Source organism: Candidatus Latescibacterota bacterium (assembly GCA_020633725.1).
Classification (GTDB): Bacteria; Krumholzibacteriota; Krumholzibacteriia; order JACNKJ01; family JACNKJ01; genus VGXI01.
Window position 1 is genome coordinate 275,355 of sequence record JACKDC010000001.1, and the last position, 26,410, is coordinate 301,764.

Sequence of the window (26,410 nt, forward strand, 5' to 3'; positions counted from 1 at the left end):
CGGGAGCGGCGTCGTCGCCGGTCAGCGGAAGAACGGATCGTGGTTCGACGGGGGCGAAACGGCGGATCCAGCCACGAGGAGTCGTCTATGACGCAGAAGGTACAGCTTCCGCGCCGGCTTGTCATCATCAAACGAGATTTCGGTTGCGATTGGCCGAAACTTTCCCTGCCCGGGGGCGGGGAGCTTCGAGTGGAGTTGAGTTCTGGCCTGTGCTATCCTGTTTTCCTCTCAACACTCAAGGAGGGGATCATGAACTCCAAAGTGATGTTCTTCGCGATTCTCCTCGCCTTTGGCCTGTTCGCGACGAACGCCAGCGCGGATTGGTCCGACGACTTCGACACCTATGCTAATGGCAGCGGACTGATCGGTCAGGGCGGCTGGGAAGGCTGGGGCGGCGGTATCTCGACGGACGCCATGGTGACGAATCTCTACGCCCACAGCGGGCCCAACTCGGTGAGCATCCTGCCAACGACCGACGTGATCCAGCAGTTCAGCGGGGTCACGGCGGGCATGGTCATCGTGACCGCCTGGATGTACATCCCGAGCGGCGCCGCCGGCGAGCAGTACTTCATCCTCCTGGACGCCTACGACCACGGGGGCACCACCAACCACTGGGCGCTGCAGCTGCGCTTCCAGGACGGTCTGGTGGAGAGCGAGTTCGACGCGGTGACCTATCCCACCGTCTCCGGCGAGTGGGCGGAGTTGCAGGTGGTCATCGATCTGGATCTCGACCTGATGGACGTGTCCTACAACGGGGCCGTCTTCCTGAGCAAGCCGTACACCGCGGGCACGAACTTCGACTTCACGGGCGTGCTCAACCTGGCCTGCCTCGACCTGTTCAGCAACGGCGGGACCGAGGTCTACTGGGACGACGTCAGCGTCGTCTGGGGCACCACGGGCGTGGAGGACACGTCGTGGAGCCAGGTCAAGTCGCTCTACTAGCAGACACCAGGGCTTCTCATCGGGCGGCTCCTCTCCTGAGGGGCCGCCTCCCCTTACCCCGGGGGCAGCCATGGGCGCTGGGCGCGGTCCGCAACGGGCTGGGTCTCCAGGCGCGAGTCGCCGGGGCGGCGCCCTGCTCGTCGCGCTGCTCGCCGTGGCCGGCGCCGCCCGGGCCGGCACGCTCACGGTGCTGGACGTCCAGCAGCTGCGGCTGATCGCGGTCGACGCCGCGCGCGCTCCCGACACGCAGCGCGAGACGGAGGTGCTCGTCGCCGGCGGCGGGCTCGCCGGCATCGCCGCGACCCTCGCGCTCTGCGAGTCCGGCCACCGCGTTCTCCTCTGTGACGAGACCGACTGGCCCGGCGGCCAGCTCACGGCCCAGGGCATGGCGGCGCTGGACGATCCGCCGCTCGTGGAGCGCTGCGGCGGCACCCGCAGCTACCAGGCCCTGCGCGAGGGCATCCGCGGGCGCTATCGGCAGGGCGGCCTGCTGCTGCCGGACGTCGCGGCCGGCCCGCGCCTGAACCCCGGCAACTGCTGGGTGGGGCCGCTGGCCTGCGAGCCGCGCGTCGCGCTGGCGGTCATCGAGGATCTGCTCGCGCCGCTGGTGGCGTCCGGGCGGCTGGTGCTGCTGCGACGCCATCGGGTGCTGCGCGCCGGGCGCGTGGGGGCGCGGGTCGAGTGGGTCGACCTGCTGGACCTGGACGGCGGGGGCGTCACGCGCGTGCTGGCGGACTACCTGGTGGACGCCACGGAGATGGGCGATCTGCTCCCCGCCTGCGGCGCGGGCTTCGCGTGCGGGGCCGAGTCCACGGACGACACCGGCGAACCCTCGGCCCCCGTCACGCCCGACCCCGACTGCGTGCAGGCCTTCACCTACGCGTTCATCCTCGAGCATCTCCCGAGCGAGTCGCACGTCATTCCCGAACCGGAGGACTACGCGGCGAACCGCCGCGCGCAGCCCTACTCGCACAGCACCGCGCTGCCCGACGGCCGAGGCGGTCACCGCTACGCCCTGCTCTCCCTCTTCACGCGCACCCCCAACCTCGGCGGCTCGTTCTGGACTTACCGCCGCCTCATCGACCGCTCCCTCTTCCGTCCCGACGCCTACCCGTCGGACCTCTCGCTCATCAACTGGCCGGCGATGGACTACCGCGGCGGCACCCTGCTCGGCGACGACCCCGCCGTCACGCTCGAGCACCTCCTCGCCGCCCGCCGGCTGAGCCTCGGCTTTCTCTACTGGCTGCAGACGTCCATCGACCACCCCGGCGGCCGCGGCCACCCGGAGCTGCGCCTCGCGGCCGAGGCCATGGGCACCGCCGACGGCCTGGCGCGCTACCCCTACGTGCGCGAAGGCCGCCGCGCGCTAACGCTCGACCGCCTGCGCGAGCAGGACCTGTCCAGGCGCCTCAACCCCGGCCGCACCCGCGGCGCCTTCTTCGCCAACGCGGTGGGCGTGGGGGACTACGCCATCGACCTGCACGCGGGACCCTGCGCCGCCGGCGACGCCCCGGCGCAGAGCAGCCTGCCCTTCCAGCTGCCCCTCGGGCTCCTCGTCAGCGCCGACACGGAGAACCTCATCCCCACCGGCAAGGCGGCCGGCAGCACCCACATCACCAACGGCGCCACCCGCACCCACGCGGTGGAGTGGGCCCTGGGCGAGGCCGCCGGCGTCCTGGCGGCCCAGTGCCTCGAGGAGGGGGTGGCGCCGGCCGCGGTCCACGCGAGCACGGCCCAGCTGCGGGCCCTGCAGGCGCGCCTGGTGGCGCGCGGCGTGCCCATCTACTGGTACCGGAACCTGTCGCCCGCGGACGCCGACTTCGCCACGGCCCAGCTCGCCCCCTTCGCGAGCGACAGCGCCCGCGTGGTCGCCGAAGGCAGCCTCGACTGGCGACGTCCCTAGCCGACGCTTGCCGCGCCCGCCGGCTCGCCCTACCTTCTGCCCCCATGGCACTCGTCGACCTCAAGCACGTCTCGATGGCCCTGGGCGGTCCGCTCCTCCTGGACGGCGTCCAGCTCCAGATCGAGCGCGGGGAGCGCATCTGCCTCCTCGGCCGCAACGGCACGGGCAAGAGCACGCTGCTGCGCCTGCTCCTCGGCGAGCTGACCCCCGACGGCGGCGAGATTGCGCGCGCCCCTGGACTGCGCGTGGCGCACCTGCCCCAGGAACTGCCCGTCCTCACGCAGGCCAGCGTGCGCGACACGGTGGCCGACGGCTTCGCCGCCGTGGGCCTGCCCCCGGCGGGGCCGGAACAGTCGCACCTCGTGGAGCAGACCCTCACGCGCGCGGACCTCGACGGCGACGCCCCGCTCGCCACCCTCTCCACGGGCGCGCGGCGGCGGGCGCTCATCGCCCGCGCGCTGGTGGCGGAGCCCGATCTCCTGCTCCTGGACGAGCCCACGAACCACCTCGACATCGACGCCATCGCCTGGCTCGAGCGCGAGCTGGCCCGCTTCGCCGGGACGCTGTTCTTCGTCACCCACGATCGCGCCTTCCTGCGCGCGCTGGCGGGGCGCATCCTCGAGCTCGACCGCGGGCGCCTGCGCAGCTGGGACTGCGACTACGCCGCCTATCTCGAGCGGCGCGACGCCCTGCAGGGCGCCGAGGCCGCCCAGGCCGCCGAGTTCGACCGCAAGCTCGCGGAGGAGGAGGCCTGGCTCCGGCAGGGCATCCGCGCGCGGCGCACCCGCAACGAGGGACGCGTGCGGGCCCTCGAGCGGCTGCGCGCGGAGCGGCAGGCGCGGCGGGAGGGTGCGGGCAGCGTGCAGCTCTCGGTGCAGGACGCTGGGCGCAGCGGCCGCGAGGTGATCCGCGCCCGGGGCGTCGACTTCGCCTGGGGCGACCGGCCGATCCTGAGAGACTTTGGCACGGTGATCGCCCGCGGCGACAAGGTGGGCATCCTCGGGCCCAACGGGGCGGGCAAGACGACGCTGCTGCGCCTGCTGCTGGGCGAGCTGACGCCGGCGGCCGGCAGCGTCGAGCACGGCACCCGCCTCGCCCTCGCCTACTACGACCAGCAGCGCGAGCAGCTCGACGAGACCCGCAGCGTGCAGGACAACGTCACCGGCGGGGGCGAGACGCTGACCGTGGACGGGCGGAGCGTCCACGTGGCGACCTACCTGCAGCGCTTCCTCTTCACGCCGGACCAGTTCCGCGCCCCGCTCGCGCGCCTCTCCGGCGGCGAGCGCAACCGGCTCCTGCTCGCCCGTCTCTTCGCGCGCCCGGCCAATCTGCTGGTGCTCGACGAGCCCACCAACGACCTCGACCTCGAGACCGTGGAGCTGCTCGAACAGCAGCTCGTGGACTTCCCCGGCACCCTGCTGCTGGTCAGCCACGACCGGGAGTTCCTGGACAACGTCTGCACCAGCACCCTGGTGCTCGAGCCGGACGGCCACGTGGCCGAGACGGTGGGGGGCTACGCGGACTGGGCGCGGACGCGCCGCAGCGCCGCGGCCGCTCCCCGCACGGAGCGCCCGGCCCGGCCGCGGGAGCGCCAGGCGGCGCCGCGTCGCCTCAGCTTCAAGGAGCAGCGGGAGCTGGAGGTCCTGCCCGGCGAGATCGAGGCCCTGGAGGCGGAGCAGGCCGCGCTGCACGCGCGGCTCGCCGACCCCGTCTACTGCGCGGGCGCGGGGGCCAAGCTGGGCGCCGACAGCGCGCGGCTCGAGGCCCTCGCCGTCGAACTCGCCGAGCGCTACGAGCGCTGGGAAGCGCTCGAAGCGCTGCGGAGCTAGCGGAAGCGCTTCCCCGCGGGGGGGAGCCGGCCGCCCGAACTGCCAATCCTGCAATATGTTGCCGGAACTCGGGAATCGGGTCCGGCGACCTGTTTTTTGGCTACTCGGAGCGATCGACAGTGACAAGTGGCGTCGAATGGACTATATTCGACCCTTGTATAAGCCTCCTCAGGATCGATGGGCCGTTTCGCCCCCGTCGCATCGAAGGCCGTTGCAGGGCGTCGTCAGCGCAAGTCGCGACCGAGTCTCGTCAGCGGGCAATCCGAGAGAAGCTTGGGACCCGGCCCGCGACGAACGCGCCGCCTTCCCGTCGACAATGGCAATGGGGCGATTCGGAGCAGAGATGGCTAAGAAACTGTACGTGGGCAACCTGCCTTTCAGTGCCACCGAGGATGAGATCCGCGCCCTGTTCGAGAAGCATGGCACGGTCGTGTCCGTCAACCTGATCAACGATCGCGAGACCGGCCGCCCCCGTGGCTTCGGTTTCGTGGAGATGGAGGATCCGACCGCGGCCATGAGCGCCCTGGACGGATTCGAGTTCGGTGGTCGCACCCTTCGCGTCAACGAGGCCGAGGAGCGCCGCGATCGCGGCGGCCGCGGTGGCGGCGGTGGGGGCAACTGGCGCCGCTAGGCGTTCGGGAGGACCCACGCGCCGGTCACAGCGCTGACCGGCACCGAGAAACAGGGCCCGCCTCACGGCGGGCCCTCTTTTTGTGCCCCGTCTCGACCTTCGGGCTCAGCGGTCCGCGCGGGCCAGCTTCAGCGCGTCGCCGAGCTCGTAGCAGATCACGGCCATGGGCTTGGCGTCCTCCGCCATGGCCTCGTCGTCGGCGCCGCCGGCCGCGTTCATGGCCGCGTCGAGGAAGCCCGTCATCACGTAGAGCCGGTCGCCGATGAAGCGGTAGCCGTCGCGCAGGGGATCGCCCTCGCCCATGATCGTGACCTCGCGCTGGAAGCGGCCCTGGGCGTCGAAGACGTCGAAGACGCCCAGGCTCCCCTCCGGCCGCTCGAAGGCGCCGAAGGCGTTGAGCACCCAGAGCGAGCCGTCGGGCCGGACGTGCACCTGCTGGATGCGGTGATCCCGGTCCTCGATCCCCGGCTTCGCGCCGGGGAAGCTGCGGATGAAGGGCTCGTAGATCGCGTGGTAGCGGTCCATCTCCTCGCGGCTGCGCTTGCGCTCCTCCAGCGGCCGCGTGATGACGCGCTCGCGGCGCCCGTCGGCCGTCCACACGGTGATCTCGTACTCGCCCCAGTGCACCGCCGCGTAGACGCGGCCGTCCACGCCCATTGCCCAGCGGTTCTCGAAGCCGTCCCAGCGGCGCTCCTCGATCACGGGGTTGGCGAGGTCCACGCTGCGCGGATCCTTGACGTAGTCGGTGAGCAGGGCGCCGTCGGCGCCGATGCGGCTCAGGCAGCGGACCGTGGTGAACTTGCCCGTCTCGAAGCTGTTGTAGCCGAAGGCCAGCGCCAGGTTGTCCGCCTCGCGCTGCGCGCCGAGGAGGATGAGAAAGCCCGCGCCCTCGATCGTGGGCAGCGGGTGCTCCCCGGCAGGCACGCCGTCGGGCGTGAGCTGCACCACGCGTCCGGGCGCGAGCTCGAAGACGGCGAGGGTGCCGTCGGGCAGCTGCACGAAGTCCCGCGCGTTGCGGAACTCGCCCGGGCCCTCGCCCTCGCGGCCGATGGCGCGCAGGAACTCGCCGTCGTGGGAGAAGACCTTGATGTCGCAGAGCACCTGGTCGAGCAGGTAGACGTCGCCCTCCGGGTCCTCGAGCATGTCGACGAGGACGCCGAAGAACTCGTCGTCGCTGTCGCTGTCGCCGCCCAGGCGCCAGGCCTCCGTGGGCCGGATCGTCGTGGGCGCCAGCATGGGCTCGGCGGGATTCTGCACGAGGACGACGTCGCCCTGCGCCACCTGCTTGCCCTTCCAGTCGGCGGCGGCGGGGGACGGAAGCGACGGGGCGGCCAGCGCGGCGAACAGCAGGACGGCGGCCAGGCGGGTGGGGGAGCGCATGGAAACCTCCGGGTGGGTGTCGTGTGGCGCCGCGGCAGCGGCGGCGTTCCCGCTCTACGGGACAGGGCGGCGGAGGTTGCGCGGACGGCGGACTTGGTCCTTGCAAATGCGCCCTGCTTGGGCTGAACTGGGCGCGACCTCCACGGAAGGACGCCGATGCGCGCCGCGATCGCTCTGCTCTGCCTCCTCGCGCTGCCGGCCGCCGCGGCCGCGCCGGAACCCGACGTCGCCGCCAGGGCGGGCCAGCTCATCGGTCTCGACTTCAGCGCCGCCGAGATCGACACGCTGCTGCCCGACCTGGCCGATCAGCTCGAGAGCTTCCTGACCCTGCGCGCGCTCGCGCTGCCCAACGCCGTGCCGCCGGCGCTCGTCTTCGATCCCCGACCCGTGGGCTGGCAGGCGCCGGCCGCCGCCGCGCCGCCCCGCTGGTCCGAGCCGGGCCGGGTGAGCCGGCCGGCCTCGCTCGAGACGCTCGCCTTCGCCGATCTCGGCACGCTGGGCGCGCTGCTGCGCAGCGGGGCGGTCAGCTCCACCGAGCTCACCCGCCTCAGTCTCGACCGGCTCGAGCGCTTCGACCCCGAGCTGCACTGCGTCATCACGCTCCTGGAGGAGCGCGCGCTGGCCGCCGCGGCCCGGGCCGACAGCGAGCTGGCGGCGGGACGCTACCGTGGCCCCCTGCATGGCATCCCCTACGGCGTGAAGGATCTGCTCGCGGTGGCCGGCGCGCCGACCACCTGGGGCGCGGCGCCCTACGCCGACCAGGTGCTCGACTCCACGGCCACGGTGGTGCGCAAGCTCGACGCGGCCGGCGCCGTGCTCGTGGCCAAGCTCAGCCTGGGGGCGCTGGCCTGGGGCGATGTTTGGTTCGGCGGCACCACGCGCAATCCCTGGCGCGTCGAGCAGGGCTCGAGCGGCTCGTCGGCGGGCTCGGCCAGCGCCGTGTCGGCCGGGCTCGTCCCCTTCGCCATCGGCTCGGAGACCTGGGGTTCGATCGTCTCGCCCTGCACGCGCTGCGGCGTGACGGGCCTGCGCCCCAGCTTCGGGCGTGTCAGCCGCGAGGGCGCCATGGCCCTGAGCTGGTCGATGGACAAGCTCGGCCCCATCGCCCGCAGCGTGGAGGACTGCGCGCGGGTCTTCGACGCCATCCGCGGGTCGGGCGGGCCGCGCGAGGCCGACGCGGCCGTCCACGACGCGCCCTTTCCCTATGCGCCGGCGCTGGACCTGCGCGGGCTGCGGATCGGCTACCTGGCCGACGATTTCGCGGGCGACTACGCCGGCGCGGCCCAGGACAGCGCGGCGCTCGCCGTCTTTCGCGGGCTGGGCGTGCAGCTGATCCCCATCGCGCTGCCCGACGCCCCGGTGGCGAGCATGGCCTTCCTGCTCAGCGCCGAGGCCGCGACCGCCTTCGACGGCCTCACGCTCAGCGGCCGGGACGACCTGCTCGTCCGCCAGGGCCGCTTCGCCTGGCCCAACGTCTTTCGCGCCGCGCGCTACATCCCCGCCGTGGAGTACCTGGAGGCCAACCGCGCGCGCTGGCGGCTGCTGCAGGCGATGGCGGAACTCTTCGCGCAGGTGGACGTCTACCTGTCGCCGAGCTTCGAGGGCGACAACCTGCTGCTGACGAATCTTTCGGGGCACCCGTCGGTAGTGCTGCCGAACGGCTTCACGGAGCCCGACCAGCCCAGCAGCTTCACGCTGGTGGGTCGGCTCGACGACGAAGCCACCCTCCTCGGTGTCGCCGCCGCCTACGAGCGCGCCACCGACTGGCACCGCCGGCATCCGCCGGCCTTCGACGCGGCGCCGCGCTAGGCGCGCGCCCGGCAAGGAGACAGATGGTCTACGTCCCCGTCCAGCACTCGCCCAGCCGGCGCAGCAAGGAACTGGCCGCGGCGGTGGTGCGCCTGATCGCCGAGTACAAGTCCCGCGAGAGCGGGCTGACCGCGATGGAGATCGACGTCGCCCTGCGCGTCGCGCGCCGGGAGGCCCTGCTCAAGATCGGCGCCGGCGCGAGTCCGCGGACGCGGATGCTGATCGTCGCCGCGGTGATCGGCATCATCTCCACGCTGGGCGTGCTCGTCGCGCTCTTCGGCTCCCGCTGACCCATGCCCGACAGACGAAAGCGAAACGCCATGCCCACCGACGCGCAGCCCGCGCCCACGGGAGCGCTGCCCCCGCCGGAGCGCCGCATCTTCTGCAACCGCACCCTCAACCTGCGCTCCATCCGGGCCATCGGCTACGACATGGACTACACGCTCATCCATTACCGGGTGGAGAAGTGGGAGCAGCGCAGCTTCTCGACCATGCGGCGCAAGCTGCGCGAGGCGGGCTGGCCCGTCGGGGAGCTGCGCTTCGCGCCGCGGGACTTCCAGCGCGGGCTGATCATCGATCTGGAGCTGGGGAACATCCTCAAGGCCAACCAGTTCGGCTACGTGAAGCGCGCGGCGCACGGCACGCGCATGCTGGACTTCGAGCCCCTGCGCCAGGCCTACGCCGAGACGGTGGTGGACCTGTCGGAGCCGCGTTTCGTCTTCCTCAACACGCTCTTCTCGCTGTCCGAGGCGAGCATGTACGCGCAGCTCGTCGATCTCGTGGAAGCGGGCCAGGCGCCGGCGCCCGTGGGCTACGCCGACCTCTACCGGCTGGTGAAGCGCGTCCTCGACGAGGCGCACCTGGAGGGCAAGCTGAAGGCGGAGATCGTCGCGAAGCCCGAGGCCTTCGTGGACCTCGATCCCGAGGTGCCCTGGACCCTGCTCGACCAGAAGCGCGCCGGCAAGCACCTGCTGCTCATTACCAACTCGGAGTGGCCCTTCACGCAGGCCATGATGCGCTACGCCTTCGACCGCTACCTGCCCGCCGACATGACCTGGCGCGATCTCTTCGATCTCATCATCGTGGCGGCGCGGAAGCCGGCCTTCTTCCTGGGCCAGCAGCCCTTCTTCGAGGTGGTGGACGAACAGGGCCTCCTGACGCCGGTGGTGGGCCCGCCGCGCGCGGGTGGCATCTTCCACGGCGGGCACGCCGGCGCGGTGGAGCAGATCTTCGGGCTGCGCGGCGCGCAGTTCCTCTACGTGGGGGACCATGCCTACGGGGACGTCCACGTGTCCAAGAACCTCCGCCGCTGGCGCACGGCCCTGGTGGCCCGCGAGCTGGAGGCGGAGATCCGCGCCGAGAAGGCCTTCACGCCGCGGCAGCGCGAGCTGACGGCGCTCATGGCCCGCAAGGTGGAGATGGAACGCGAGCTCTCGCTGCTGCGACTGCGCGTGCTGCACCGCAAGGAGGGCATCGCGCCGCCGCGCGAGGCGAGCCTGAAGGAGCTCGAGGCGCAGCTCGCGGCGAAGCGCGAGGAGCTGCTGGCGCTGGACGCCGCCATCACGCCGCTGGCGCAGGCGGTGGGGGAGCTCGGCAACCGGCGCTGGGGGCTGCTCATGGCCAGCGGCAACGACCGCAGCTACTTCGCGCGGCAGGTGGAGCGGCACGCGGACATCTACACCTCGCGCGTGTCGAACCTGATCTACGAGTCGCCCTACGCGTTCTTCCGCGCCCACCGCAGCGTGATGCCGCACGAGCGCAGCCTGAACGGCGGCTAGTCCAGCACGGCCGCGCGGATCGTGTTGGTCACGCCCTCGTGGCCCACGGGCAGTCCCGCCGTGAGCACGACGGTCTGTCCCGGCGCGACGAGCCCCGTGTCCAGCGCCACCTGGCAGGCGTGGCGCAGCATGGCCTCGCTGTCGGGCAGGCGTTCGCTGGCCAGCGGGATGATCCCCCAGCTCAGCAGCAGCCGACGCCGCGTGCGCTCCAGGGAGCAGGGCGCGAGGATGGGCATCGCCGGCCGATACTTCGCCACGAGCTGCGCCGTGCCGCCCGAGCGCGTGAAGGGGATGATCGCGGCGGCGTCCACCGCGGCGGCGAGCGCGCAGGCGCCGTGGGCCACCGCCTCGCGCAGTCCCTGCCGTGCGCTGTGGGCCACGCGCCCCTCCCAGCTGTCGTAGGGGAAGACCTCCTCCGTCTCGCGCGCGATGCGGTCCATCGTGGCGACGGCCTCCACCGGGTACTGCCCCATCGCGCTCTCCTCGGAGAGCATGACCGCGTCGGTGCCGTCGAGGATCGCGTTGGCCACGTCCGCGACCTCGGCGCGCGTGGGACGCGGGCTCTGGGTCATGGAGCCGAGCATCTGCGTCGCCGTGATCACGGGGATGCCCGCGCGGTTGCACTTGGCGATGAGCTGCTTCTGCACGGTGGGCACGCGGGCCAGCGGCGTCTCCACGCCGAGGTCGCCGCGCGCCACCATGACGCCGTCCGCCGCCGCGATGATGGCGTCCATGTGGGTCAGGGCCTCGTGCTTCTCGACCTTCGCGATGAGCGGCACGGGATCGCCGTGCGCCCGCATGAGCTCGCGGCAGCGTTCGAGGTCGGCGGCCTCGCGCACGAAGGAGAGCGCGACGAAGTCCACCCCCAGCGACAGGCCGAAGGCGAGGTCGTCCTCGTCCTTCGCGGTGAGGCTGGGCAACTTGAGCGTGCTGCTGGGCAGGTTGATGCCCTTGTGCGAGCCGAGCACACCGCCCACCAGCACGCGGGTGACGAGCGCGTCGTCCCGCTGTTCGAGGACCTCGAGTTCGAGGGCGCCGTCCGCGAGTAGCAGGTGCTCGCCGGGGGCCACGTCCTTCACGACGCGCGGGGTGTTCACGCTCACGCCGTCGGCGTCGCCGGGCGCGTCCTCCGCCGCGCGCAGCAGGAAACGCGCGCCGGGTTTCAGGCGCACGCTGCCGCCGGCGACGTTCCCCACGCGGATCTTGGGCCCGGCCAGATCCTGCAGGATGGCCACCGGCTTGCCCGTGCGCGCCGAGGCGGCGCGGAGGGCCTCCACCTTGGCGCGGTGCTCGTCGTGGGTGCCGTGGGAGAAGTTCAGGCGGGCCACGTTCATGCCCGCTTCGAGCAGCGCGTCGAGCGTCTCCGGCGACGAGGAGGCCGGACCGATGGTGGCGACGATCTTCGTCTTGCGCATGGCGCCTCCCGGGCGAGTGGAGCCCCGAGACTAGGCGCGCGGGGCGGGGACTGTCCAGGGCGCGTCCGTCCCGACTCCGGCCTTTGCCAGCCAGGCCTCACCTGCTATAGTTGAGCGTACGCCTCGCCGCCACTCCGGACTCCAGCCAGGAGAGTTCCCCATGCGCTCCAACGCGTTCCGCGTTCTTGTCGCCCTGCTGCTGCTCGCCGTCGCCGGCAGCGCCTTCGCCCAGGCCGTGAACCGGGAGGACGCCCGGCAGGTGGCCGAGACCTGGCTCGGCGCCCGTCAGGCGCGGGGGGCGGCGCCCACGGCGCGCATCCTCGACTGCCAGCCCTTCACCGCCGAGGGGCGGCTGCTGGCCTATCGGCTGCCCCTGGAGCCGGCCGGCGTGATCGTCGTCTCGGCGCGGCGCGCGCTGCCGCCCATCAAGGCCTTCTCCTTCGAGACCGACTTCGATCCCGCCGACGACGGCGGCGTCGCCGACCTGCTGCGCTTCACGCTCGGCGAGAGCCTCGACCTGCTCGAGGCGCGCGGCGCGCTGGCCGCCGGGGAGGACCCCGCGGTCGACCGCGCGCGCGAGGCCTGGGACCGGCTGCTGGCCGGCGATGCCGAGACGCCCCGGGACACGCCGGTGGGGCCCTTCATCGCCAGCAGCTGGCACCAGAGCGCGCCCTACAAGAACGCCTGTCCGCAGGGCGACGGCGGCATCTGCGTCGTGGGCTGCGTGGCCACCAGCGCGGCGATGATCATGAAGTACTGGCAGTATCCGCCGGCCGGCGAGGGCTCCCACAGCTACCAGTGGGGCGGCGACGACTCCTGCGGCGAGAACGTCGGCGGCGGCATCCTGAGCGCCGACTTCTCCGATCCCTACGACTGGGATCTCATCCTCGACAGCTACACCAGCGGCTACACGGCCGCGCAGGCGGCGGCCGCCGCCGAGCTGAACTACGAGGTCGGCGTGGCCTTCGAGATGGACTACGGCGTCTGCGCCTCGGGCACCTACGTGTCCTGGGGCGAGAGCGTCTACCCCGACTACTTCCGCTACTCCACGGACATCGACTTCATCAACCGCAGCGGTCACACCGCCGACGGCTGGTGGGCGCGGATCTGCGAGGAGCTGGACGCCTTCCCGCCCCGGCCCACGCACTATCGCATCAACACGCACTCGATCATCTGCGACGGTCACCAGGAAGACGCCGGCGCGCGCTACTACCACATGAACTACGGCTGGGGCGGCGGGCAGAACCTCTGGTACGCCCTGGACGAGGTCTACTGCCCCTGGTCGGGCTGCGACCCCATGGTCGAGGCCATGCTGGTGAACATCGAGCCGCTGGGCTACTTCGCCGTGAGCGATCCCGCGAACGGCGAGATCTGGACCCACGGCGATCCCATCCCCGCCGTGCACTGGAGCGGCGCCAGCGGCAGCCAGGTGGTGGTGGACCTCTACGACGGCACGCAGTTCGTGGCCCGTCTCGCCGACTGGACCGCGAACGACGGCGAGGAGATTCCCCTGGGCACGGTGCAGTCCGCCTGGGGCACCGGCAACGCCTACCGCCTGAAGGTGGTGGGCGACGACCTGAAGTTCGGCTGGAGCGGCGTCTTCGGCATCTTCGGCGCCGGCGCCTGGTCGGAGGCCGGCGGCGCGCCCCTGGACGACGGCGGCGCGGGGCAGTCCGCGAGCTGGGGCGACTGCGACGGCGTGGGCGGCGCGGATCTCTACCTGAGCAACAGCAGCAGCGCCAACCATCTCTACTTCGGCGACGGCGTGGGCAGCTTCGCGGACGGCAGCGCGCCGCCGGTGGACGTCAACGGCTTCAGCCGCGGCGCGGCCTGGGCGGACATCGACAACGACGGCGACCTCGACCTCTACCTGCTGCGCACCGGCGGCGAGACGAACCTGCTCTTCCGCAACGACGCGGGGACCTTCACCGACATCACCGCCGGCGACGTCGTCGGCGACGGCTACAGCAGCGACCTCGCCTGGGGCGACTACGACGGCGACGGGCTCGTGGACGTCTACGTGGCCCAGGTCTACAAGCCCGACCTGCTCCTGCACAACCTGGGCGACGGCAGCTTCGCGAACGTGGCCGCCTCGCCCCTGGGCAACGCCGGCTGGGGCCGCTCGGCCAACTGGGGCGACGCGGACGGCGACGGCGACCTCGACTTGTACCTCGTGCGTTCCGGTACGAACTACTTCTACCGCAACAACGGCGACGGCAGCTTCACCGACGCCACCTACGCCACGGGGCTCACCGACAGCGGCAACGGCTACGGCGCCGCCTGGGGCGACGCGGACGGCGACGGCGACCTGGACCTCTACATCGTCAACGACGGCGCGAACCGCTACTTCCGCAACGACGGGGGCGTCTTCGTGTCCAGCGGCTCCGGCGCGCTGCTCGACGCCGGCGCCGGCCGCAGCGCCAGCTGGGTGGACGTGGACGCCGACGGCCGGCTCGACCTCTACGTCGTGAACAACGGCGCCAACGTGCTGCTGCACAACGACGGCGGCGAGGCCTTCAGCGACGCCACCCATCCGCTGCTCGGCGACGCGGGCAACGGCAACGCCGCAGCCTGGGCGGACGTCGACGGTGACGGCGACCTGGACGTCTACCTCGTCAACGCAGGCGGCCCGAACCGGCTCCTGCGCAACGATGGCGTGGGCGGCCACTGGCTCCTGCTGGATCTGGAGGGCACGGCGTCGAATCGTCTCGGCATCGGCGCCACCGTGACGGCCGTGGCCGGCGGGCAGCGCGTCACCCGCACGCTGGGCGGCGACGCGGGCACCTTCTCCCAGAACGCGCCGACCCTGCACTTCGGCCTGGGCTCGGCGACGCAGGTGGACTCCCTGATCCTGCGCTGGCCCAGCGGCGTCACGCAGGTCATGACCACGCTGGCCGCGGATCAGCACCTGCTGGTGAGCGAAACGGTGACCGCCGTGGAGGACGCCCCCGCGCCCCTGCGCCTGCACGCCGCCCAGCCGAATCCCTTCAACCCGAGCACGACGCTCCGCTTCACGCTCGACGCGCCCCGCAGGGTCAGCCTGGCGATCTACGATCTCGCCGGGCGCCGGGTGCGTCTGCTGCTGGACGGCGCCGCCCGGCCGGCGGGCGAGAGCGCGCTGCGCTTCGACGGCCGCGACGACGCGGGCACGCCGCTGGCCAGCGGCGTCTACCTGGTGCAGCTGGTGGCCGAGGGACGGCGGGAGTCGCAGAAGCTGGTGCTGCTAAAGTGACGCAGCAGCGCGTCCTCTCGTGCGCCGCTTCGAAGGCGCGCGACCCGGACGCGCGACTGCTCGCGGGCAGAGGAGAGCGACCCGGACACAGGGCTTGCTCCCAATGAAGAACGGGCCGCGCGATTGCGCGGCCCGTCTGTCGTTGCAAGCGGGTCGCCGAGGCGACCGGCGAGTGTCGGGCGTCGGCTAGTAGAGCGCCTTCACGGAGCTCCAGTTCGCGTCGTCCGTGGCAACACCCTCGAGGCAGTCGCAGTTCGTGGGGTTGCTGCAGTTGAACGTGAACATGCCGCCGCCGACCTGGTACTCGATGCCATCCGTGTCGACGAGCAGCAGGCCGTTGCTGGCGCGGCTCGGACGCACGTACATCGAGTAGTCGGCCGGGATCCAGTTCGCATCCGTCGTGAAGAAGTCCACGCTGCCCAGCGCGGCCAGCGGGCCGCTGAGCGGCGGGTTGAAGGCCAGGGCGATGCCGTAGCTGATGACGCCGATGACGAGATCGGTGTTCCAGTTCTCGGTGATCACGCCCATGCCGGCGGCCTCGGGGAAGTTCTCGACGTAGAACTCGGCGGCCGAGATCTCGCCGCTCCAGTCCGTGTCGACCCAGGCCGTGAAGTAGACCGTGGTGGCGGTGTAGACGCTGGTGCCCGCGTAGCACTCGGTGGCCGTGGGCGCGGCGTACATGCCGATGTAGGTGTCGGCGGTGGCCACGCCGGTGGCCAGCGTGAGGACGACGAAAGCCATTAGCAGCTTCTTCATTTTGCAACTCCTTGCGCGTTTGTGCAGCCCCTGTGTCAGCGGCTGCCGGGATTCCTGCGCTCGCCCCGGGGATTGCGGGGCATCACGGGACGGCACGGGGAACGTCGGGGAATCTCGCGCCATCTCGGCCAGGGCTCGCGCCGCTGACATGGGTGCGCAGTGCAAGGGAGTTGCCAGGATGGAGGCGGGGGGCGGTCCCGCACGCAGGACGCCACCATGAAGAACGGCGCGGCGCCCCCGTCGGGAGCGCCGCGCCGCCCTCGGTCGCCGCGACTAGCCTTCGCGCTTGTAGGCGCCCCGGCTCTTGGACTTGATCGGCTCGAAGTCCGGCTTCGCCGGCGGGTTCTCCTTGTGGAGCCGCGTGAGCTCGGCGAGGCCGCGCTCGAGCTGGCTGTCCTTGCCCGCGGCCACGTCCTCGGGCTGGTTCTCCACCTCGATGTCCGGGTCCACGCCGTGGTTCTCGATGCTCCAGCCGCCCATCCGGTCCCACCAGGCCGAGTAGGGATAGGTGACGACGCCGCCGTCGACCAGGATCCTGGCCATGTTGATGCCGATCACGCCGCCCCAGGAGCGCTTGCCGATGACCGGCGCCAGCTTCTCGATCTGCACCGCGCGGGGGAAGATGTCCCCGTCGGAGCCGGCGAACTGGTTCGTCAGCACGACGAAGGGGCCGTTGAGGCTCATCTGCGGGTACTTGTCGAGGCGTCCCCAGCGGTTGCGGTCCCAGGCCGTCACCGGGCGACGGAAGCGCTCGAGCAGGATCTGCGACACGAAGCCGCCGCCGTTCCAGCGGCAGTCGACGACCATGCCCTCCTTGTCGCACTGGGGGTAGAACCAGCGGTCGAAGGTGGTCATGCCGTCGTAGCCCATGTCGGGGATGTGCAGGTAGCCGAACTTGCCGCCGGACTGCTTGTCCACCCACTCGCGGTTGTGGCGCACCCAGTCGGCGTAGCGCAGGGCGTTCTCCGAGCCCAGGGTGTGGACCACGACGTCGCGACGGTCCTTCTTGCCCGCGGCGTCGGCGGCCACGGTGAGGAGGACGTCCTTGTCGGCGAAGTTCTCGAGGCTGGCCAGGAAGGGACGGTCCGCCGCGAAGCCGCGGCCGTTCACGGCCAGCAGGACGTCGCCCACCTTGACGTTCACGCCTGCCGCCAGCAGGGGCGAGGGGAGGTCGTCCGCCTCGTCGCCATAGTAGATGCGCGCGACGCGGTAGACGTCCCCCTCGCGCGCGAGATCCGCGCCGAGCAGGCCGGTGGCGACCGACTGCGGGCGCACGGCGTAGTCGCCGCCCCAGACGTAGGTGTGGCTGGTGCTCAGCTCGCCGATGAGCTCGCCGAGCAGGTCGCGCAGGTCGTCGCGGTTGGCCAGGCGCGGCAGCAGCGAGGCGTACTGATCGCGCAGGCTCTTCCAGTCGGCGCCGGCCATGTTCGGATCCCAGTAGCGATCGCGCATGCGGCGCCAGGCCTCGTAGTAGATCTGGCTCCACTCCTCGCGGGGATCGAGGTCGATGACGATGCCGTCCAGGCTCACGCGGCTCTCGCCCAGATCGCTGGGCGCGCTGCCGGTGCCCACCACGTAGAGCTCGCCGCGGCCCTTGGCGACGGCGATCTTGTCGGCCTTGAGCGCGAGGCTGTAGGCCGCGACGCCGTCCATGAAGGTGTCGGCCTCCTTGGACTCGAGGTCGAAGGCCATGAGGGTGGCGCCGGGACCGTCCTCGTCCTGTCCCTCGGACCAGCCCTGCAGCGGCCGGCTGAAGTAGAAGAGCTTGCCGCTCACGGCGCCCAGGCCGCCGTACTGGCCGGCCGGGACGTCCAGCGCGACGCTGCGATTCCCGATGCCGTCGAAGTCGATCTTCACCGGCTCGAGGGCGTCGTCGTCCTTGTCCTCGTCGTCCTTCTTGTCCTTGTCCTTCTTGTCGGCCTTGTCCTTGTCCTTGGCCTTCTCCTTGTCCTTCTCGTCCTCGGCGCCGGGCGGCATGCCCTCGAGGTGGGCGAAGGGGTTCTCGCCGTCGGCCTGGAGCAGGGTCAGGTAGAGCTTGACGTTGTTCGCCTCCACCACGTTGAAGTCGCGGCTGCCGAAGACGGGATTCATCGCCCGGCTGCTGCTGAAGTAGAGGTACTTGCCGTCGGGGTCCCAGGCGGGGGACTGGTCCTCCGTGTAGACGCTGGTGATGCGGCGCGTCTCCTTGTCCTGGCTGTCGTAGATGAACACCGACGCGAAGTCGTTGTCGAGGCGCTTCGTGTAGGCCAGCCAGCGCCCGTCGGGGCTCCAGGTGTAGTCGGTGATCGGCGCGCGGTCGCTCGCGTCCGCCTGCACGGGCTTGCCGCCGTCGGCGGGGGCGACCCACAGGGTCTGCTGATCGTCGCCGTAGGCGATGTGCTTGCCGTCGGGCGCCCAGACCGCCGGGTAGTGGTAGCCGCGCTCCGCGGCGGGCACGACGACCTTCACGTCGCCGCGGCCCCAGGCGTCGGCCGTGCGGAAGCTCTCCTCGTGTCCTTCGTCCGTGAGGTAGAGCAGGCGCTTGCCGTCGGGGCTGAACTCGGCCGCCTCCTCGCGGGCGCCGTTGCCGCGGGTCACGGCGAGCGTCACGCCGTCCTCCGCGGGCACGGAGAAGATCTCGCCGCGGGCGACCACCGCGAGGCGATCGCCGTCGGGCGACAGGCTGAAGCCCGTCACGTAGCGCGCCACGTCGCTGTAGCGCTCGCGGGTGAGCAGGCGCTCGCTGGGCAGCTCGATCGGGATCTCGCGGCTCTGGCCGCTCGCCGGATCGAAGACCTTGATGCCGCCGGCCAGCATGTAGACGACCCGCCCGTCAGGCCCCATCGACGGCCAGCGGGCGTCCCACACGTCCTCGTGCGTGAGCTGCTTGCGGTCGGAGCCATCGGGCTGCATCGACCAGAGGTTGGCCGTGCCGCCCTCGTCGCAGAGGTAGACGATCCGCCCGCTGTGCCACATGGGGTAGCCGTTCGTCCCCGTGAAGGTGGTGACCTCGCGGTAGTCCTCCCGCTTGGGATCGCCCACCCAGATCGTGGCGGCCAGTCCGCCGCGGTAGCGCTTCCAGGTGCGGGACTCGCGGTTGATGCGGTTGAAGGCGTAGCGCCCGCTCGCCGGGTCGATGTCCAGGCGCGAGCACCAGCCGAGGGGCAGCCGCTGGACGTCGCCGCCGGCCGCCGGCACGCTGAAGAGCTCCCAGGACGTGGGGGCCGACTCGCGCCAGCTGCGGAAGAGAATCCGCTGGCCGTCGGGCGTCCAGCCGATGACCTCGTCCGGGGCGGGATGCCAGGTCAGGCGACGCGGTTCGCCGCCCGCGGCGGGCATGACGAAGACGTCGCGGTTGCCGTCGTACTGCCCCGAGAAGGCGATCCACTTGCCGTCGGGGGAATAGCTCGGATTGGTCTCGGCGCCGTCGTGGGTGGTGAGCCGCCGGGCGAGGCCGCCGCCGGCGGCGACGGTCCAGAGATCGCCCTCGGCGCAGAAGACCACCGTGTCCCCGTGGATGTCCGGCGTGCGCAGGTAGCCGGTGGACGCGTCGGCCGCCGCGCTCAGGGCGAGCAGGAGCGGGAGCGCGAGCGCCAACCCGCCCCAGGGGCTCTTCGCACTGTGACGGAAGAATCGACGGATGGATCCGCCGGCGGAGCAATGCATCATCGCTGCCTCCATGACGTGGTGTCCGCGGGGCGGGACCTGCCCGTCGCGCGCGCTTCCCGGCGCCCGGGCGCCGGGAACGGTTGATTCCGGGGAATGGGTAGACTACTGTGCCGGACCTGTCCGTGTTTCAAGCGAATTCCGCCGAGAGGTCGCCGTGCGCCGTGCCCTGACCCGCCTGCTCGTCATCCTGCCGGCCCTGCTGGGTCTGGCCTCGGCGGCCCGCGGGGACGAGGCCCCGCGCCGCGACTGGGTCTTCATCCCGGCGCTGGGCTACTCCACGGATACGGAGCTCATGGGCGGGGCCATGCTCATGCGGCTCTTCGGCTGCGAGGAGACGGACGACCCCGACTGCCGCCGCTCGAACGTCGCCCTGAGCTTCCTGTACAGCCAGAAGCGCCAGGTGATCGCCGCCCTGGGGGGCGAGAACTACTGGATGGGCCGGCGCCACCACCTGGTCTGGCGCCTGGACTACAAGAAGTTCCCGAGCACCTACTACGGGATGGGCCGTGCGACCCCCGTGGGAACAGAGGAGGACTACACCCCCCGCGGCGGTTCGGGGGCCCTGACCTACCTGCGCCGTCTCGGCAGCGCCTGGGAACTGGGGGCCAGCGCCTCGGGCGGCCGGCGCAGCTACGGCGAGCTCGAGGCGGGCGGCGTGCTGGAGTCCGCCGTCCTCACGGGCAGCGACGGCTACGCCTTCGCCGGCCTCGGCCTCATCGTCCGCTACGACAGCCGCGACTCCGACTGGTGGCCCCGGCGCGGGCTGTTCGCCAGCCTCGCGGGCACCGCCTTCCGCCGCGGGCTCGGCGGCGACCTCGACTGGGAGCGCTACGGGATCGACCTGCGCGGCTACCGCGCGGTCGGGGCGCTCGGCGTCCTGGCGCTGCAGCTCGCGCTGGACGACGCCCACGGCGACGTGCCCTTCGACCAGCTTCCCGCCCTCGGCGGCGACCAGGAGCTGCGCGGCTACCCCGGCGCCCGCTACCGGGACCGCAGCCGTTTCCTCGCCCAGCTCGAGCTGCGTCGCTCGTCGCTCGTGGGGCCCCTCGGCGTGGTGCTCTTCGGCGGGCTGGGAGACGTGGCGCCCCGCGTGGCCGATCTGCGGCCGGGCGATCCCCGCCTCGGCGGCGGTCTGGGCTTCCGCTACCTCTACGACGCGGGCAGCGAACTGCACCTCCGCTTCGACCTCGGCTGGGGCGAGCAGGGGGAGAGCAGCGTGACGATGTCCGTCGGCGAGGCGTTCTAGGCGCCGACGTCGCCCTCGCCGAGATCCAGGACCCGCCGGCCTCCGCCCCAGGCGCCGGGCGCCGCCTCGAAGCGGCCGGCGAGGGGCGTTCCGCAGTCCGCGCAGCGTCCGCGGGCGTCCAGTCCCCAGTGGCCGAGGCGATAGCCGTCCCGCTCGATCAGCAGCGCGCCGCAGCCCGCGCACCAGGTGCTGCCGCCCTCGGCGTCCCGCACGTTCCCTGTGTAGACGTGCCGCAGTCCCGCGGCCCTGGCGATCCGCCGCGCGCGGCGCAGGGTGGCCGGCGGAGTGGGGGCGTGGTCCAGCATGCGGAAGTCGGGATGGAAGGCCGTGAAGTGCAGGGGGACGTCCGGGCCGAGGCGTTCGGCGCACCAGGCGGCGAGTCGCTCGAGCTCGGCGTCGCCGTCGTTCTCCCCCGGGATGAGGAGGGTGGTGACCTCCAGCCAGACCTCGGTCTCCCGCGCCAGGTACTCCAGCGTCTCGAGCACCACGCCCAGCTTGCCGCCGGTGAGCTTGCGGTAGAAGTCCTCGCTGAAGGCCTTGAGGTCCACGTTGGCGGCGTCCATCGCGCCGAAGAGCTCGCGGCGTCCGGCCTCCTCCACGTAGCCCGCGGTGACGGCCACCGAGGCCACGCCCCGCTCGCGACAGGCCGCGGCCACGTCGACGGCGTACTCCAGGAAAATCACCGGGTCGTTGTAGGTGAAGGCCACGCTGCGGCAGTCCGCGTGGACGGCAGCCTCGGCGATGCGCGCGGGGCCGGCCGGGGCGGCGAGGACGTCCTGCTCGCGGGCCTTGCTCATCTCCCAGTTCTGGCAGAAGCGGCAGAAGAGGTTGCACCCCGCCGTGCCGAAGGACAGCACCGGCGTGCCGGGCAGGAAGTGGTTCAGGGGCTTCTTCTCGATGGGATCGACGCAGAAGCCGCTGGAGCGGCCGTAGGTGTCGAGCACCAGGGTGCCGCCCTCGCGCCGGCGGACGTAGCAGAAGCCGCGCTGCCCGTCCGCCAGTCGGCAGCGGTGGGGGCAGAGGGTGCACTCCAGGCGGCCGTCGTCGAGCGGTCGCCAGTGGCCCACGGCATGGGGAGCGGTGCCCATGGGCCCAGTATAGCCCCGGCGGGGCCGGCGCCCCAGGGGGAATCACCCGAAGCGATGGGGTGCAACCTTGAATCGGGAGCCGCGTACGGGCATCATCTCCTTCCACTCATTACCGGAGGCTTCATTCATGCGCAGCGCATCCCTCGCGGCTGCGGGCCTGCTCCTCGTCCTCGCCGCCGCGCAGCCGGCGCGGGCCGCCGACGAGCTCCCCGCACTCGCCATCGAGCACTACGAGCTGCCCAACGGCCTGGACGTCATCCTCCACGAGGATCACAGCACGCCCATCGTGGCGGTCAACGTCTAGTACCACGTCGGCTCCAAGAACGAGAAGCCGGGCCGCACGGGCTTCGCCCACCTGTTCGAGCACATGATGTTCCAGGGCTCGGAGCACTACGACGACGACTACTTCCTGCCCCTGCAGAAGACGGGCGGGCAGGTGAACGGCTCTACCACGGAGGACCGCACCAACTACTGGGAGAACGTCCCCAGCGATCAGCTGGACCTGGCGCTCTACCTCGAGGCCGACCGCATGGGCTACCTGCTGCCGGCCATGACCGAGGAGAAGCTCGCCAACCAGAAGGACGTGGTGAAGAACGAGAAGCGTCAGGGCGAGAACCAGCCCTACGCCAAGGGCTACGAGATCATGACGGAGCTGCTCTACCCGTCCGACCATCCCTACTCGCATACTGTCATCGGGAGCATGGACGACCTGTCGGCGGCCTCGCTGGAGGACGTCTCCGACTTCTTCCGCCGCTACTACGCGCCGAACAACGCGTCTCTGGCCGTGGCCGGCGACTTCGACAGCGCCGAGGCCAAGGCGCTGATCGAGAAGTACTTCGCGCCCATCCCCAGCGGGCCGCAGGTGGATCGCCTGGAGAGCTGGATTCCGCGCCTGGACGGCGAGCGCCGCCTCGTGGCCGAGGACGCCGTCGAGCTGCCCCAGCTCACGATGAGCTGGCACACGCCGGGCAACTACCAGCCGGGTGACGCCGAGTTCGACCTGCTGGCCTCCGTCCTGGCCGGCGGCAAGACCTCGCGCCTCTACAAGCGCCTGGTCTACGAGATGGAGATCGCGCAGGACGTCTCCGCCTGGGAGGACGGCCGCGAGCTCAGCGGCGTCTTCACCATCGAGGTCACGGCCCGCGAGGGCGTGGCGCTCGAGACGATCGAGGCGGTGATCGACGAGGAACTGGCCGCGCTGCGCGCGAAGGGCGTCACCAAGGACGAGCTCGAGCTGGCCAAGGTGGGCTACGAGTCGCGCTTCATGCGCCGGCTCCAGCGCGTGGGCGCCTGGGGCGGCAAGGCCGACCTGATGAACAACTACAACACCTTCCTGGGCGACCCGAACCGTCTGCAGTGGGACGTGAACCGCTACCGCCAGGTCACCCCCGCCGACGTGGCCGGCTACGTCGACGAGTACCTGCCCGCCACCCGGCGCGCGGTGCTCTACATCGTGCCCGAGCACAGCCGCGTGGCGTCCGGCGAGGCCGGCATGCCCGAGGGGCTGCCCGCGCCCGGCGAGGCCGTGAGCTTCGCGCCGCCCGCGGTGGAGCGGGCCACGCTGGACAACGGCCTGGAGATCTACGTGGTCCAGAAGCACGAGCTGCCGCTGGTCCAGGTGACGCTGAACTTCAAGAGCGGCTGGGCGGCCGATCCCGTCGACCGGCCGGGCACGGCCGCCTTCACGGCCGAGCTGCTGGACGAGGGCACCAAGCGCCGCGACGCGCTGCAGATCGCCGAGGACGCCCGCCGCCTGGGCGCGCGCCTGGGCACGAACAGCGCGTTCGACGGCTCGCAGGTCTCGCTCAACATCCTGCGCAGCCAGCTGGACGCCGGCCTGGAGCTCATGGGCGACGTGGTGATGAACGCGTCCTTCCCCGCCGACGAGGTGGAGCGCCAGCGCAAGAGCACCCTCGGGCAGATCCGCCAGGAGAACAGCCAGCCGCGGCTGGCCGCGGTCAAGCTCATGCAGCAGCGGCTCTTCGGCGAGGGCCATCCCTACGCCCAGCCGATGACCGGCACGGGGACGGCGGCGTCCGTCTCCCGCCTGACCCGCGAGGACCTGGTGGGTTTCCACGCCACGCACTACCGGCCCAACAACGCCATGGTCGTGGTGGTGGGGGACATCACGCTGGCGGAGGCCAGGGCCCACCTGGACAAGGCCCTCGGCAAGTGGAAGCGCGGCGACGTGCCCGCGGTCAGCATCCCCGCACCGAAGCCGGCCACGGGGCCGCGGATCGCGCTGCTGGACCGGCCCGACGCGCAGCAGAGCATGATCGTCGTCGGCCAGCTGGGCCCCGAGCGCGCCTCTGCCGAGTTCCTGCCCTTCGAGGTGATGAACGCGGCGCTGGGCGGCGGGTTCATCGCGCGCATCAACATGAACCTGCGCGAGGACAAGGGCTACACCTACGGCAGCTACAGCTTCGTGAACGGCCTCAAGGGCGCCGGGAGCTGGGGCTGCGCCGCGGGCGTGCAGACCCAGTTCACGGGCGCGTCGCTGAAGGAGATGTTCAAGGAGATCCGGGACATCCAGGGGGCGCGGCCGATCGGCGACCAGGAGTTCGTCGACTGCAAGAACCGCCTGGTGCAGGGCTACCCGCAGCGCTTCGAGACGCTCGAGGGCATGGCCGGCCAGCTCTCCGAACTGCTGACGGAAGCCATGCCGCTCAGCGAGTGGAGCGACTACGTGGACCGGGTCCAGGCCATGGACCTTGCCCGCGCCAATCGCAGCGCCAGGGAGATGCTCCACCCCGACACCATGCAGATCGTGATCGTCGGGGACAAGAAGGAGGTCCTGCCGCAGCTGGCGGAGATCGGCATGGACGACCAGGTGGTGGAAGTCAGCGCCGACGAGCTCTAGGCTTCGCCTTTCCTCTCGGCCCCGCCTCCTCGCCAGGAGGCGGGGCTTCGTGTCGCTGTAACCCGCTGCGCGCCGCCCCGTAGGGGGTTGGCGGCCCGCGACGGGCCGTCCCAGCCGGAGGTAGACGATGCGCAAGCTAACCCTCTTCGCCCTCGTGCTCGCGACCCTGACGACCCTGCTGGCCGCGGGCAGCTCGCCCGCCCGGGCGGATGCGGAGCGCTGGCTCCACGTCCGGGTGCTGGACGGCGAGGACAAGGTCTCCGTGAACCTGCCCATTGAACTCGTGGCCAGCGTGCTCGCCTCGGTGGACAGCGAGCAGTTCCGCAACGGCAACATCGTCCTGGAGGACCAGGAGTTCGACCCCGCCCTGGTGACGGCCATCCTCGAGGCGGCGGTCAAGTCGAAGGACGGCGAGTTCGTCCGCATCGAGGAGGGCGACGACGTCACCGTGACCGTCCACAAGAAGAAGGACACGCTGCACGTGGACGTGAAGGACGACGGCGAGATCGTCCAGGTGGAGATCCCCATCGCCGTCGCCAAGGCCATGCTCGACGGCGGCGAGAACTCGCTGAACATCAAGGCCGCGCTCGAAGTGCTGGGCGACGGCAAGGGCAGCACCCTGGTGACGGTCGACGACGGCGAGTCGAAGGTGCGCGTCTGGGTGGACTCCAGCATGGAGGGCATCTAGGCCCACGTGAAAGTCGGAAGGAGGAGGTCGTCATGAGTCGCAGCAACGTCGCACTGTCGCTTCTGGCCGGGGTCGCGCTGGCCGTTCTCATCGCCGGCGTGGGCTTCTGGTTCTTCGTCGGACCGGGCAGCGTGCAGGTGCACGTGAGCGGCAGCGGCGCCCCGCCGATCCGTCTCAGCCTGCCTTCGGGACTCCTCGAGGCGGGGCTGCTGCTGGTGCCGCGTGACGTCTACGCCCAGGCCGCGGAGGAACTCGACGACGCCCCCGTGGCCTGGCAGCCCGTGCTCCTGGCCGCCTGCGACGGGCTGGCGAACTGCCCCGACGGGGAGTTCGTGCGCGTGGAGTCCGGCGCGGACCGCGTGCTCGTGATCAAGGAGCGCCGCCGCCTGCGCATCGAGGTGGAGTCCGGCGACGAGCACGTCCGGGTGGTCCTGCCGGTGAAGTCGCTGCGGCGCTGCGGCCGCATCCTCGCCCAGCGCGGCTGATCCTTCCCCAGCGCATCGTCTTCGAGGCCCCGCCCGCGGCGGGGCCTTCTTCTTGCTCCCAGCGTTCTCGCATCCCCGGGAAATTGCCTTGCCGGTCGGGACGGCTTGGGGTCTAATGCCCCCGCGCCGGAATCGGCCGGACGCCGCGCGGAGTGACCATGGACAGGCTCGAGACCGACACCTACTTCATGTGGATGGCCCTCGACGAGGCGCAGGCCGCCTTCGCCAAGGAGGAGGTGCCGGTGGGGGCCGTCGTGGTCCACCAGGACATCGTGGTCGGCCGCGGGCACAACTCGGTGGAGACGCTCCAGGACCCCACGGCGCACGCCGAACTCCTGGCCATCACCGCCGCGGCCGGCACCCTCAAAAGCTGGCGCTTGAACCAGTGCACCCTCTATGTTAGCTTGGAACCCTGCACGATGTGCATCGGAGCCATCCATCTGGCTCGCATTCAGCGAGTCGTCTTCGGAGCCAAGGATCCCAAGTTCGGCGCCTGCGGTTCCATCATCGACGTCCCGGCGGTGTCGAGTTGGAATCACAGCGTCGAGGTACAGGGCGGGATCCTGGACGACGAGGCGGCCAGGCTGATGCGGGGGTTCTTCCGCAAGCTCCGGGAAGACTGAGTGCACGGGAGAGTTGCGAGAGCGGTCGAATCGGCACGACTGGAAATCGTGTGTACCGAAAGGTACCCTGGGTTCGAATCCCAGACTCTCCGCCTTG

19 protein-coding genes and 1 tRNA gene are annotated in these 26,410 nt (G+C 71.3%); 15 read left to right on the forward strand and 5 right to left on the reverse strand.

What is annotated here, in order from left to right:
- The first annotated feature begins 249 nt into the window (after positions 1 to 249).
- From H6693_01200 to H6693_01215, 4 genes are all read left to right on the forward strand, one after another.
- Complete coding sequence (locus tag H6693_01200) at positions 250 to 942, forward strand: hypothetical protein (protein ID MCB9514792.1); 693 nt, start codon at positions 250 to 252, stop codon at positions 940 to 942.
- Positions 943 to 1,012: 70 nt separating this feature from the next.
- The gene (locus H6693_01205) at positions 1,013 to 2,845 is read left to right on the forward strand and encodes an FAD-dependent oxidoreductase (protein ID MCB9514793.1); all 1,833 of its coding nucleotides are present in this window, start codon (positions 1,013 to 1,015) and stop codon (positions 2,843 to 2,845) included.
- A 44-nt stretch (positions 2,846 to 2,889) separates the two neighbouring features.
- Entirely contained in the window at positions 2,890 to 4,674 is a 1,785-nt protein-coding gene (locus tag H6693_01210; GenBank protein ID MCB9514794.1) for an ATP-binding cassette domain-containing protein, read from the forward strand.
- A 343-nt stretch (positions 4,675 to 5,017) separates the two neighbouring features.
- Complete coding sequence (locus tag H6693_01215; protein MCB9514795.1) at positions 5,018 to 5,305, forward strand: RNA-binding protein; 288 nt, start codon at positions 5,018 to 5,020, stop codon at positions 5,303 to 5,305.
- A 105-nt stretch (positions 5,306 to 5,410) separates the two neighbouring features.
- Here H6693_01215 and H6693_01220 read toward each other — a convergent pair whose 3' ends face one another.
- Positions 5,411 to 6,685, reverse strand: a complete 1,275-nt coding sequence (locus H6693_01220; protein MCB9514796.1) for a hypothetical protein — start codon at positions 6,683 to 6,685, stop codon at positions 5,411 to 5,413.
- A gap of 156 nt (positions 6,686 to 6,841) precedes the next feature.
- Here H6693_01220 and H6693_01225 point away from each other — a divergent pair, with 156 nt between their 5' ends.
- Genes H6693_01225 through H6693_01235 form a run of 3 tightly spaced genes read left to right on the forward strand, consistent with a single transcriptional unit; the run spans position 6,842 to position 10,272 of the window.
- Complete coding sequence (locus H6693_01225; protein MCB9514797.1) at positions 6,842 to 8,494, forward strand: amidase; 1,653 nt, start codon at positions 6,842 to 6,844, stop codon at positions 8,492 to 8,494.
- A 23-nt stretch (positions 8,495 to 8,517) separates the two neighbouring features.
- Complete coding sequence (locus H6693_01230; protein ID MCB9514798.1) at positions 8,518 to 8,784, forward strand: hypothetical protein; 267 nt, start codon at positions 8,518 to 8,520, stop codon at positions 8,782 to 8,784.
- Between the two features lie 30 nt (positions 8,785 to 8,814).
- The gene (locus tag H6693_01235) at positions 8,815 to 10,272 is read left to right on the forward strand and encodes an HAD-IG family 5'-nucleotidase (protein ID MCB9514799.1); all 1,458 of its coding nucleotides are present in this window, start codon (positions 8,815 to 8,817) and stop codon (positions 10,270 to 10,272) included.
- On the opposite strand, the gene pyk is transcribed toward H6693_01235, so the two are convergent.
- Complete coding sequence (gene pyk / locus H6693_01240; protein ID MCB9514800.1) at positions 10,269 to 11,687, reverse strand: pyruvate kinase; 1,419 nt, start codon at positions 11,685 to 11,687, stop codon at positions 10,269 to 10,271. The two genes, H6693_01235 and pyk, sit on opposite strands and share 4 nt — an antisense overlap.
- 160 nt (positions 11,688 to 11,847) lie before the next feature.
- Between pyk and H6693_01245 the strand changes: the two genes are divergently transcribed.
- A complete protein-coding gene (locus H6693_01245) occupies positions 11,848 to 14,919 on the forward strand; it encodes a VCBS repeat-containing protein (protein ID MCB9514801.1) in 3,072 nt (1,023 codons plus the stop codon).
- A gap of 186 nt (positions 14,920 to 15,105) precedes the next feature.
- On the opposite strand, the gene H6693_01250 is transcribed toward H6693_01245, so the two are convergent.
- Both H6693_01250 and H6693_01255 read right to left on the reverse strand, forming a co-directional pair.
- Positions 15,106 to 15,675, reverse strand: a complete 570-nt coding sequence (locus H6693_01250; GenBank protein MCB9514802.1) for a hypothetical protein — start codon at positions 15,673 to 15,675, stop codon at positions 15,106 to 15,108.
- 273 nt (positions 15,676 to 15,948) lie between these two features.
- Positions 15,949 to 19,323: a PD40 domain-containing protein gene (locus tag H6693_01255; protein ID MCB9514803.1), complete on the reverse strand. Its 3,375-nt coding sequence runs from the start codon at positions 19,321 to 19,323 to the stop codon at positions 15,949 to 15,951.
- Between the two features lie 154 nt (positions 19,324 to 19,477).
- On the opposite strand from H6693_01255, the gene H6693_01260 reads away from it, so the two are divergent.
- On the forward strand, positions 19,478 to 20,569 hold the full coding sequence (locus H6693_01260) for a BamA/TamA family outer membrane protein (GenBank protein MCB9514804.1): 1,092 nt from the start codon (positions 19,478 to 19,480) through the stop codon (positions 20,567 to 20,569).
- Here the strand turns inward: H6693_01260 and amrS are convergent.
- Entirely contained in the window at positions 20,566 to 21,657 is a 1,092-nt protein-coding gene (gene amrS, locus H6693_01265) for an AmmeMemoRadiSam system radical SAM enzyme (GenBank protein ID MCB9514805.1), read from the reverse strand. The genes H6693_01260 and amrS overlap by 4 nt on opposite strands.
- Positions 21,658 to 21,784: 127 nt before the next feature.
- On the opposite strand from amrS, the gene H6693_01270 reads away from it, so the two are divergent.
- The 6 genes from H6693_01270 (at position 21,785) to H6693_01295 (ending at position 26,405) form a co-directional block, all read left to right on the forward strand.
- On the forward strand, positions 21,785 to 21,961 hold the full coding sequence (locus H6693_01270) for a hypothetical protein (protein MCB9514806.1): 177 nt from the start codon (positions 21,785 to 21,787) through the stop codon (positions 21,959 to 21,961).
- A 66-nt stretch (positions 21,962 to 22,027) separates the two neighbouring features.
- Positions 22,028 to 24,517, forward strand: coding sequence for an insulinase family protein (locus tag H6693_01275; protein ID MCB9514807.1), 2,490 nt, complete (start codon positions 22,028 to 22,030; stop codon positions 24,515 to 24,517).
- A gap of 127 nt (positions 24,518 to 24,644) precedes the next feature.
- Complete coding sequence (locus H6693_01280) at positions 24,645 to 25,205, forward strand: hypothetical protein (GenBank protein ID MCB9514808.1); 561 nt, start codon at positions 24,645 to 24,647, stop codon at positions 25,203 to 25,205.
- Positions 25,206 to 25,237: 32 nt separating this feature from the next.
- On the forward strand, positions 25,238 to 25,690 hold the full coding sequence (locus H6693_01285) for a hypothetical protein (GenBank protein ID MCB9514809.1): 453 nt from the start codon (positions 25,238 to 25,240) through the stop codon (positions 25,688 to 25,690).
- A 158-nt stretch (positions 25,691 to 25,848) separates the two neighbouring features.
- Positions 25,849 to 26,313 carry a nucleoside deaminase gene (locus tag H6693_01290; GenBank protein MCB9514810.1) on the forward strand — a complete coding sequence of 155 codons (465 nt, stop codon included), beginning with the start codon at positions 25,849 to 25,851 and terminating at the stop codon, positions 26,311 to 26,313.
- A gap of 7 nt (positions 26,314 to 26,320) precedes the next feature.
- Positions 26,321 to 26,405, forward strand: a tRNA-Ser gene (locus tag H6693_01295).
- Positions 26,406 to 26,410 lie beyond the last annotated feature (5 nt).